Source organism: Brevibacillus sp. RS1.1 (genome assembly GCF_013284365.1).
Classification (GTDB): domain Bacteria; phylum Bacillota; class Bacilli; order Brevibacillales; family Brevibacillaceae; genus Brevibacillus; species Brevibacillus brevis_D.
The window spans coordinates 86,987-98,277 of record NZ_JABSVA010000012.1 but is presented as its reverse complement, the minus strand read 5'-3'; the positions used below and the strand labels follow the sequence as shown (position 1 = coordinate 98,277).

The 11,291-nt window shown below is 40.8% G+C and carries 10 protein-coding genes; 2 read left to right on the top strand and 8 right to left on the bottom strand.

All coding sequences use genetic code 11. The features are described 5' to 3' along the window. Positions 1-24: 24 nt before the first annotated feature. On the bottom strand, positions 25-1,413 hold the full coding sequence (locus tag HP570_RS30085) for an aminoglycoside adenylyltransferase domain-containing protein (RefSeq protein WP_375138867.1): 1,389 nt from the start codon (positions 1,411-1,413) through the stop codon (positions 25-27). Positions 1,414-1,767: 354 nt separating this feature from the next. On the opposite strand from HP570_RS30085, the gene HP570_RS25930 reads away from it, so the two are divergent. Next, positions 1,768-2,694: a GNAT family N-acetyltransferase gene (locus tag HP570_RS25930; protein ID WP_173627610.1), complete on the top strand. Its 927-nt coding sequence runs from the start codon at positions 1,768-1,770 to the stop codon at positions 2,692-2,694. Positions 2,695-2,860: 166 nt separating this feature from the next. Then, a complete protein-coding gene (locus tag HP570_RS25925) occupies positions 2,861-3,604 on the top strand; it encodes a suppressor of fused domain protein (RefSeq protein WP_041749266.1) in 744 nt (247 codons plus the stop codon). Positions 3,605-4,137: 533 nt separating this feature from the next. On the opposite strand, the gene HP570_RS25920 is transcribed toward HP570_RS25925, so the two are convergent. From HP570_RS25920 to HP570_RS25890, 7 genes are all read right to left on the bottom strand, one after another. Next, a complete protein-coding gene (locus tag HP570_RS25920; RefSeq protein ID WP_173627609.1) occupies positions 4,138-5,226 on the bottom strand; it encodes a hypothetical protein in 1,089 nt (362 codons plus the stop codon). Continuing rightward, positions 5,213-5,743: an RNA polymerase sigma factor gene (locus HP570_RS25915; protein WP_173627608.1), complete on the bottom strand. Its 531-nt coding sequence runs from the start codon at positions 5,741-5,743 to the stop codon at positions 5,213-5,215. Before HP570_RS25915 ends, HP570_RS25920 begins: the two co-directional genes overlap by 14 nt. Before the next feature lie 478 nt (positions 5,744-6,221). Continuing rightward, positions 6,222-6,623, bottom strand: a complete 402-nt coding sequence (locus HP570_RS25910; protein WP_173627607.1) for a hypothetical protein — start codon at positions 6,621-6,623, stop codon at positions 6,222-6,224. 276 nt (positions 6,624-6,899) lie between these two features. Further along, a complete protein-coding gene (locus tag HP570_RS25905) occupies positions 6,900-7,700 on the bottom strand; it encodes a TatD family hydrolase (protein WP_375138866.1) in 801 nt (266 codons plus the stop codon). Positions 7,701-7,848: 148 nt separating this feature from the next. Beyond that, entirely contained in the window at positions 7,849-8,241 is a 393-nt protein-coding gene (locus HP570_RS25900; protein WP_173627605.1) for a DUF1259 domain-containing protein, read from the bottom strand. Positions 8,242-8,371: 130 nt separating this feature from the next. Beyond that, positions 8,372-8,812 (bottom strand): hypothetical protein, encoded by a 441-nt coding sequence (locus HP570_RS25895; protein WP_012684710.1) that lies wholly within the window; start codon positions 8,810-8,812, stop codon positions 8,372-8,374. 153 nt (positions 8,813-8,965) lie between these two features. Next, positions 8,966-11,290, bottom strand: a complete 2,325-nt coding sequence (locus HP570_RS25890) for an ABC transporter permease (RefSeq protein ID WP_173627628.1) — start codon at positions 11,288-11,290, stop codon at positions 8,966-8,968. Between the last annotated feature and the right edge of the window lies 1 nt (position 11,291).

Sequence of the window (11,291 nt, the reverse complement as noted above, 5' to 3'; positions counted from 1 at the left end):
TCGAGAACGGTCAATGCAAAGCCTTTAGCGGGAGAGCAGGGGATAACTCGCGTGAACATGCTGTTTGAAGCTCTCATAGTCTGAGGCATGTATATGAGAGTCGTGGTCGCTTATGCACACATGCTTCATGCCAAGGCGCTGAGCGAACCGATTGCCTGCTTCTGTGATAGTATCCATGATGATCGATTGAATGCGGTAGCCACTCTGTTCGACATGAGCCAGTACATCGAGATAATGATGCAGCATCATGGGCAAGGCAGGGCTTTTTCGATAAGCTTGATCGACAACGACACAGGACAGAAAATAATAGACTTGCTCGGGAGAAGTAGTTAAATCTTCGATATCCGCGGTCGTCATCAGGCTGTCGTTAAACGTCCCTTGCGCAATTTGCAGGTAAATATGCGGCTTGACGGGAAGCAGGTTCATAAAAGCGATGATGCGCCCATTCTCTTCGATCGCAACGACCGAATCGGGACGAAACAAATACCAATTGTAGCTCTCTTGGTACGGTGTAATAAATTCAGCATCATAGTATTGAAGCTCGAGTTGTTCCATTTGTCTAAAATGCTCAAGGTGCAAATGCTCCATGATCTTCATAAGCAAATCTCCTTCTTTACGCAAAGCTGCTTTGCGGTAGAGCTTCGGCTCGCAAATATAGCGAATAAATCTTTGGGTTTCCTTTGCCCGCTTAATTCTGTTCGAAAATAAAGATGGATCATTTGGTTGGTAGCGTATTCGCAACGATTCTTGCAGTAAGAGATGCCATTCGCTGGGAAGCTCTTGCAGAGCGTGCTCTACGGCTTTTCTCTTCGGAATAATGTCTTCATGGTTGAGCGCGTAATCGATTCGGCATAAGGTGAAAACGGCGAATTCCACCCACTCATCGAGCATGAATTTCATCATGCTTTTTCCTTTCGGTGACCAATAATCATGTATGTTGTATTTCATCGTTTCCCCAACATCAAACCACTGGGTAGGGATGTGTAATGCTTCAACACTTTTCCCCATAACCGTAATGCCCCGTTGCTTGAGGATCCACCACGTCACATGATTGATATCATAGTGGCCGGATGATTGGAATGTCCCACTGTCAACATAAGGATACGGCTCCAAGGATGGATTGGTTTTTCCGATGTCATCCAGCTGGATATACATGCCGTCCATTCTTTTAGAGAATGGGTTGGTGTTATGAAGAGCCTTATGAATATTCTTGAGCATTTCTATTTCTGCATTCGTTAACCCTCTATTCAAAAGTGTCACAAAATCAATATCACTGTTATCTTCCTCGAAGCCAGACAGAGCAATAGAACCATACAAATACACACCATAGATGACATTCGGCAGTTCTGTCATAAGCCGTTGCGTATAGTCGTGTAATAAAGGTCTAACGCTTTCCGGGATTCTCGAGTCCATAAGCAAGCTCCTTTTTGGTAATCAAGATTCGCGTGATGTTCATCCTGCAACCATCACGTTTGCATGGTCGATCATGGCTTGAACACGTTGGGGGCTTCCATAATTTTCATAGCCCGGGTAAATGAGATAAAGTTTACTTGGTTTTTGATTTTCTCGCAAGATAAATCTTGTGCTTGATTGGAAAATGGTTTGATAGCTGATAAGGGACACGGTATGATTATTTGGATGGAAACAACTGTTAAAGGAGGCGTTTATTGTGATTGAGCAAATGCTGACAAAGGGCAAAATTTTGAGGGGGAACTCGCGTAAGTAGCCCGCAAACCCGTGATCTTCCCTGATTTTGAAAGGGGTATAATGGTGAGTCAATTATCAACGGATATAATTGTTCGGAATTTTCAAAAGGGAGACTTCCCGTTACTTGGCGAGCTATATCAAGCTGTTACTGCAAAAGAAAACGCGACGTTTTGGTGGGGCGGTGAAGAAGCAAATTGGTGTAATGTCTATTGTGCATTTGAAAATGGAAAAATGATTGCGAAGGGGCAAGTCAGTATCATAAATACGATCCCTCCCGGACGTTCAGAAGAAAACAAGCATTCGATCTTCGTGAATCTAAAAACACTCCCGGAGCGAGACAATGACGCCGATTTGCTAGAAAAGGTGTATCAGCATCTTCTTCAAAGAGCTCTGGAATTAAAAGAAACGTTGCCAGGTACGCACCAAACAATGCTATGTGTCGGCAACGATTCTTCCGAAACCGCGAACAACCAATTTTTCACTCAAATGGGCTACAAGCATTTGAATAGCTTGTATCAGATGAAGCGAGATTTACTGGAGCCTATTCCCGTGTTAACGCTGGACGAAGACTTTGACTTTTCGTATTGGAAAATGGAGAGCCCAGAGGAAGAAAAAGATTACTTGAATGTGGAAGCCACGATTTGGCCGGATGCTCCATTAGGACTTGAACGATTGTCCGAATACAAAAGGAAAGCGCTCTGGACATCGATGGTGATTCGTCATAACGATACGATAGCTGCTAGCTCGATGGCATGGAGAGAGGAAGACGAGGGAGTAATCGAGGATGTTTTCGTACAAGAACCTTGGAGGAAGCGTGGGTTTGCGAAGTTTTTACTGGCACAAGCATTGGAGTATCTAAAATCGCATGAGCTGAAATCCGCGTATCTCATGGTTGAAACGACGAATCTATCAGCCTTGTCTCTATACAAATCGGTTGGATTCGAGGTAGAGAAAGAAGAGATCAGATATTATACAGAACTGAAATAAGAAAGACGAAAAGAGGGAGCGCTAGAGAGGCTTCCCTCTTTTTTATGCAGATTGATTCGGAATTCTCTTGCAAGAAATGAAAAGTTAAGGTAAAAGTTGGATGTATCTCATGCCGATACAATAGAGAGGACCACGCACCTGAAGGATAAGAAGGGAAGGAACAGCGATGAACTTTTTCAAAAAGCTATTCGGCGGTACGAACAACGGAGAAAAGTCAAAGGACGGCACTACCATTTACACATATGACCAGCAGGCAACGTATGAACCCCCAGCTCCAATGGAATATGTAGAAGAAATCGGAAACCACTTTCAAACAGTATTTGCGGGAAGAGAAAGCAGTGTTTTTCACGAGATTATTTCCGATACGATCCATATTGATGTGAATGTGATGAGCCCTACAGAAGAAGAGCCATTTTGGGTTCTGTATACGAATGGGATGAGTGATTTACCGATGACGATCCCGGATGAAATACAGGAGCAGATGGAAGAGAATATCGAGCGAGCAGAACTGATGATATTCTTGCCAGCTTCCTGGGAGCTGACACAAGAGTCGCTACAGGATGAAAATAACTACTGGCCAATCAGACTGATGAAGATGCTGGCGCGGTTTCCCCATCACTACAATACATGGTTGGGATACGGGCATACGATACCGAATTATCAGGAATATGAACCATATGCGGATGGCACGGGTTTAAATGGAGTCGTTCTGTTTCAGCTATCAGAAGAAATCAGTGTCATTCCTACCAAGGACGGAAACAAGATTCATGCCTATTTCTTACTTCCTTTGTATAAAGAAGAGATGGAATATAAATTGGAGCATGGCATGGATGCGCTATTGGATAAATTGTTTGAGCTGGAAGATGACGCGCTGATTTTGAATCCGAATAGAAGAAATACGTGTAAATAGAAATGTAAGAGAAATACCAAACCCCCTTTAAGTGTAAAGGGGGTTTACCAGTTCCTACAACCAAAGTAAAAATGTGTTTTGGTTTCTGTGGTAATGGGTAAGGAAATAGGATAATGGCTTTTTGTGGAATTCATAATAGTTTTAGGAGGATCATTTCTTTGCAATTGTTATTACTAGTTGTTGTAGGCAGTTCTTTTTATTTTGGCTATAAAACTGTTCAAGAGTATTTTCATCGTGCTGATACATTTTTAGGAAAATTTTGTATTTAACTTCAGTTTTAGGTATTATTATTTATTTAACTTTTCCTATAAGCGTCGTTGCGGGTGGATTTTTTATATATATGGGGGATAATTTTTATGCAGGATTGTGCGGTGTAGCTTTTATTGTTTCAGCATTACTTATCACTGTTATTCATAAATATTGTTAACAAGTGGACTGGCCAATCAGTCATTTTCATGGCTTCGGGTTTGACAAAACGGGTTCCATATACGATTTATAGAACCCGTTGCTCCTTTGCTGTGACCACCCCCGAGTCAATCCCGTTCAATACCGATCCCATAAATCGTTCCAACATCTCTGTCAAAAAGCTTTATGGATAAACGTGGTTTCCCAGGAGTGTCACTTCTCAATATATAGCCGCCCCAATCCTTGCCGCCGTAAGCCTTATACCCAGTGGTGTCTATGCCAAAAATATCTTGAATAAGTGGCTTTGTGACGGGAAGTGCTTCATCGATTGATTTGACGATAATTTGCTCCGTCACATACTTCATATCATTCACATCATATACTTGGCCTGTTTGTGCGCCGACTTCCACCGAATATCTCTCGTGCTCGTTGTGAAACGTCCATCTATCTTCTTCCTCATCCGATGATTTGATTGCAAGGGTGAAGGAGAGATCATTTTTATTAGAGAAGCGTGTCAAAGCTTTTTGCGCGATGTCCAGAATCTTTTGATCCACATCCTTGGGGTTGTAATTCAAGGTATAATCAATGACCTTGTTTGTGGATAGATTAACACTGACACTCTGATCTTCTTCCATATCAAAGCTAAGCTGGGTAAAGTTTTTTCTTTGATAAAATTCGGCTGTTGCAAGATTAGCCGGTTGTTTCGTAACCCTATAGGCTTCACGTGCAGTCTCTACATATTTATGATAAGGCTCCGTCAATTCATGGATGGAAAAAGTTGCTTTGAGGGCAATAACTTCTGCCGTATCAGGCTTAAAAAGCACCCATGTTGCGTGATCCTTTGTCTGTACATAAAAGGACTCTTCGTTTTTCTCGATCTCTTCAAAAGCAAAGTTCTTCTCAATGCCAGTCGCCGTAGTGATTGCCTTCTGGGCAGCCGTAAAATACTTTTGCTCTTCGGGAGTTAAAGCGGCACTGCTCGTTGATTCTGCCGGGGGAGAAAATGGTTTTATCCAGAAAAAACCGAGTAACAGGCCGCAGGTGATCAGCCCTTTTGCCATCCATCCATAGTACATTCTTCGTTTGTTCACTTTTTGAAGTCTACCTCCTTCTTCTCGCACACCCTTTAATATTGTTTGGCTTCGTTCTCGGGAAAGGATTTGCTCAGGGAATTGATTCAATTCCTCCAGAATGATCTGCTCATCACGTGATGGCATCGTTCATCACCTCCGCAATTGAAACATGCCTTTTGTTTTGAATCGCTTTTATTGCTCTATGCAAAGTAAGATTGACCTTGGCTTCTGTCCATCCCAAAACCTCTGCAGTCTCCTTGCTTGATAATCTCTTGATCCCTCTGAGTATCAACACGTCCCGATAAGAAGACTTTAACTGATTGATCATTTCATAGAGCAGACGCTTGTTTTCATTTAACATTAGCGACTCTTCCGGTGTTTTGTCGTGCGACACGAAATGTTGTAAAAAGATATCCGGCAACCAGTTGATTAGTTTTGTTTTGCGTCTTTCATCAATGGCTATGTTTCGTGCAATGGCAAACAGCCATGTTTTGGGATTCTCGACCTCTGTTTCCTGCATGGCTTTGAGGGCACGAATAAAGGTCTCTTGAACCAGATCGTCGATATCTGTTCGTCCCGTGTAATAGACGAGAAACCGATATACATCCTGGCTGTATGTAAGAAACCATTGCTCAATTCGTGCACCAGAATGATCATCCACTGTGTTCCACCTCCTTGTCACTGTATAGACGGAGTAGCTGCTGACAATCTTTCACTTTCATGAAAAAGAATGAGACACCCCGGAAGATCAGTCAGGTGTCTTTGCTCTACCTCATATCCGTCAACTTCTATGTTCCACTGCTTGTAGATTTCTTTTATTGAGCTCATTGATTGGAATTTCATCGTCGATAATTAGGATGGTTGCGACTTGGATCACCTTTCGTAAAGCATAGCATGGGGATGGAATAGAGTTGTAAATAAAAAAGCGGAACGCAGATTAGTCGCGTCCCACTCCAATAGCGGTTCTAGCCCATAAAAGTGATTTCAATTCGTGTTTTAAACCGATCGGTAACAACCCCATGCTGGAATCTGTTGATTATACCTGATCCACATTATAGGGAATGTTTTAGTTATACCTGTTCGGACGATATCTTCTTGAAGAGAAAATGATCACTGTAATTAACTCAGATCTGCTTGTTTCATTTTTCTACAGAAGAAGTATTTATTTTGCTTCCGTGTCTATCCTTAGAACCAATAAGGTAAATTACTATTCCTAAACTTAAATAAACTAGTGAATCAGTTATAACTTTTAGAAAAGGAGTATTCCATTTAATGGGGAAAAATGGAACTACTATTATAGTCATTATTGATAAAAAAAGGGTTGCTACCCGTAAATATGATAATGTGTTTGTTAATGCTTTTTTATCTGACTTTTCAACAAAATGACTAATAAAGTCGAATAGTACAAAGAAAAAACCAGCTAGCGAAAGGCTGAAAATATTTTTGAACTCTATGGTTATTAACCCTACCATTTTTAAAGCTCCTAAAATGATAAAACCTATACCAAAGAATTTTATGATTAACGAAAAAATATTCATCATGATGCTCCTTCCTTCTTAAAATACTTGAGTTAAACAGGCATCTCACTCATTTTCTTACGATGATTAAAGAATTGTATGATCCCCCAAAATTTGTCTATAGAACACCACCTTATTATTACTAGGTTCATTTGTTATTTTACAAATATACTAATAAATTACATATATATTCAAACCAAAAGAGGGCACTAGTCCCTCTTGCGAATAACTAACTATGATATGTCCTTCGTGATCAACATCCGGTACATTTTCCACATGTGCTGATTAATAAAGGAAGACCTATACGTTAAAAAATTCTTTCGCAGTCTTGGTAGTACCGCTGGCTACTTTCTCAGGGCTTAGTCCCATACACCCCGCGACCGCGTGCAATATATGCCTCAAATACATTGGCTCATTCCGACCATCCACAGGCTTTTCTTGCAAATCACGAGGAGTTAAAAATGGCGCATCCGTTTCAATCATCAAACGGTTCAAGGGAATCTTTTTGACAAGCTCCCGAAGATGTTTCCCACGTCTTTCATCACAAATCCATCCCGTAATCCCGATATGGAAGTCCATTTCTAAATAGGCTTCCAATTCCTTGGAGGTTCCGGTAAAACAGTGTACAACCGCACGATTGATAGTTTGACGATGCTCTTTGAGAATTGAGACAAAATCAAGATGAGCATCGCGTTCATGCAAAAACAACGGCAGTTGAAGTTCTGTGGCCAGGGAGATTTGTTCGATGAACCACTTTCTTTGAACATCACGGGGGGAGAAGTCACGGTTATAATCCAGCCCGCACTCTCCAATCGCTACCACATGGGGAAGCGATGCGAGTTCTCTTAATTTTTTGATCGTCGATTCATCACAGCTTTTTGCATCGTGAGGATGAATACCTGCCGTAGTGTACAGTTTTCCTTTGGAGCGACTCGCATATCGGGAGGCATCCATACTGTTTCTCAAGCTTGTCCCTGTCAAAATTAATGGGGATATTCCTTGTTTCTCTGCTCTGGCAACGACTTCATCGCGGTCTTGTTGAAAGGAGCGGTGCATCAGGTTTACGCCTATATCGATGATCTGTGTATCCAAGAGAATCAATCCTTCCTAGTAACAGGTATGAGTGTGTGCTGATTTTCACTAAAATTCCTATTTTTGGTTGTTTTTCATTATAGCTGATGGAGCTGTTTAGTTCTATAGATGAAAAATCCTCCCTGCTGTGACAGAGAGGACTCGTTTCTTTCTATTCTCATGAAGGAATGGCATCCAATGCTCTCCTTACTTTTCTTGCGAAAGCCAGAGGTCTATCGACTGCTTCCATATTTACATAAATCAAGCGGGGACGATCGAATAACCATTCATTACGGATGGACGAGACTCTTATGCCTTGCTTCCGGATGGCTGAAATGAATGGATTGACTTCTTTCTGCAAGAACGCAGCTCTCCCTAAACAGAGTGCTTTGCCCGTTTTTGGATTCAAGGATTCGAACGAAAATGAAGACGTCACACGAAATCTTTTCCCCAAAATGGTCGCTTTGATTTGATTACGATTGATGGTCGCGACGCATTTTCCGCCGGCAAAGCCGGATTGCCCCCTGATAATTCTGGAGAACTGCTCACAAAGCGAGGCTTTTTTGGGCATTCCTCGTTTCCTCCCTGTTTTTGTTTATCGTATGAAGACAGGTACAGGACGGAAACGGATGATGGCCTATTCTGCTGAGGTGGAAACGAGTAAGGACAGAGTGTCAGAAGACAGCTCCGTCCTTTTGCAATCACCCAAAAATCTGCTTATAAATCAAATCAGCATTCTCTTTCTTTACAAACTTTCGAACCTTGCCTTCTTTATCGATAAATGCCCAACGATAGCCCCATTGTGCATCTTCCTCTGGCGTTGGTTTGTACGCAAACACTCCTTTGTTGGAGCCTTTCCAATCAGAGTCGGGTCCATATTGATTGTATTGCATCAATGCATGTTCTTTATAAACGTACTTTCTAAGAGTCTGTTCCTTATCCAAAAAGGCCCATCGGTAACCCCATTGCGCTTCTTCCTCTGGTGTTGGTGTGTAAGCAAATACTCCAGCTGGATAAAGATTTAGATGACTTGTAGATTCACTTATCTTTGCTTCTGCTGCTGTAGGTACTGTATAGCTTACGACTCCTGTTGCTACCATCGTAGCTAGGAACATAGCGCTCAGGGATTTTTTGTTAATCATAGAAATCCTCCTTTGTTGGTAAGTGTAAAATATTAGTCATATATATAATGTAATGGAAACCGAGGGTAATTTAAACAGATAAAATTATATTTTCTAGTAAATCAGACATTTATTGAATCTACTGGAGCAAAGACAAGCAGTTGGCCGGTAATTTTAGTCGACCCCTTTTAATGATTCAATCATATTGATGTTGGTTACTTTTCTTTGAAGTAGCAAATTGGACAGAATCGTTAGCAAGTAGGCAAGAATAACAGAAACCAACAGGATAGGAATCGTTAATTGATCCGGGATTTGTTGATGGGTACTAGACAGTGCTTTGACAATCACGGAATAAACGTAACTGCTTATCGGTAAAGCTACAAGGATCGCAAATGTAGTGAGTATCAGGTTTTCAAAAAAGATAAGTCGGTTTATTTTATGTTTTTGATAGCCTAATACCTTAAGGGTTGCAAGCTCGCGATTCCTTTCATAAATGTTGATGGAAGAGATCGAGTATATCGCGCCAAAAGAGAGGATGACGGCGCAAACAATAAACATAATAAATACGAAATTGTTTTGTTTCAAAATATATTCCGCGGTTTTCTTTAGATCATCTCTATCTGCAAGGGCTTCTACATGAGGGTCTTGTTCAAAGAAGTTACGAACACTTATAAGATCTGCAGAGCTATTTGCTTCAACGAAAAGCGAGGTTGGGCTGTAGTCTATGCCAAAGCTCTTTAAATAGTCTGGTGTGAGATAAAACGAAGGATTCGAATACTGCGTAGATATATGTAAAACCTTCATATCTACAGATTTGTTTTGAAGCGCTGGTGCTTTGAACGTGATAGGGATCGTATCTCCTGCTGAAATATGATATTTGTCGGCATAGGATTTCGGTACCAGCACCCCATTATTTTCTAGCGTGATCCGATTATTATTTTCGTCAAAGAAATGAATGAGAGTGTTTTCTTTTTCAGTAACAACGAGAGTGGCATTATCTTTTTCATCACCTTTTATGAATTCAACAGGAAAGGTGGATAAAGAATAACCATTTTTTATCCCGGAGGGGAGCTTTACCGTATCAATAGATGTTCCCAGCATATAATCTACTCGTAAATCATACGTATAAACCTCTTCCATTTGACTCGCTACTTTTTGCAGGGCAGATTGAGTACCAAAAGCAGTGATCAATAAGACGGTGCTTACAACAACACCAATGGAGCTCGCTATCGCTTTTTGTTTATTTAGGAAAATGTTTCTTAGGATGAGTTTATAGCTATAGGAAATATGACTCCAAATACCTGGAATTCTTTCTATCAATAGCGTTTTCATCTTTTTTGGCGGTTTGGGACGCATAGCCTGAGCCGCACATTCTTTTAATATGCTTCTACCACTTAAGTAACACGCCAGGATTCCAAAAGCACTGGAGCAAATAATGGGAGGAATGAAAGTGTAAAAAGAAAGGGAGTATGTAATGCCAGGCAGAGAGTAGGCTCTTGCACTCGATGCCGTTACGAATGGAACAAATACGAGTGCGGCAATCACACAACCAATGATTGAGCCGATGATGCTAGCCAGCACAGGGTATCCCATGTAATGAAACATGATGCTTCTGTTTTTGACACCTAAAGCCTTCATAATCCCTACTTGGTTTCTTTGAGAATCAATCATTCTCGACATGGTAAGAAACAGGATAATGGCGACAATCAAAAAGAGAACGAACGGGATAACCATACTCATCAATTTATTGTTATGGATCGTTTCATTCATTTTCGAATAGCTGAAAGTCCGTTCTTTCCTGACTTGATTTACATAAGGAAGGTGCTTGGATTGTGCTTCAATGGATTGACCTAATTTGTCTATATCGTAACCTTCTGTAGCATCGATCATGATCTCATTATAAGAAAGGCCACCTAAGATTTCAGAGAGGGTCTCTTCGGCTATATAAGCGACTCCGTAGGTTTTATGGTCTTGTATTTCGTTCTTTTTGGCATGTTCGACATTCTCACCCAAGCCGCTAATGGTAAATGTAAAATTTCTTTCATTCGCACGAATGCTGATCTCATCACCGACTTGAAAAAGATGTTCTTTTGCATAACGCGAATCTACTACTATCTCATTCTTTTTGGACGGGATTTTGCCCTCAATCAGAGTAATGGTGTTAATCTCGTTTTTGACAGGGATGGAATGAATCTTCAATGTAGCTTTTTCGCCTTTAAAGGCTTGCGTGGCATCAAAGGTATAACGTGCTTCTATTTTTTTAATGCCTTCTATTTCACTTAAAACAGCGACATCATTTTGGGAGATTTGATTGTAAAATACATACAGGTCGCTTATGTTATGTTCTTGAAAATAACCTTCTGTATAAGTACTAAGATTATTGCTATAAGTTACGAGCCCTCCATAGAAAAAGGCTCCTACTGCGATAACCAAAACAAAGGCGATAAATTGCCCGATTGATTGTTTGATATCCCTTCCTATTTTTAAAAATAATTTCATG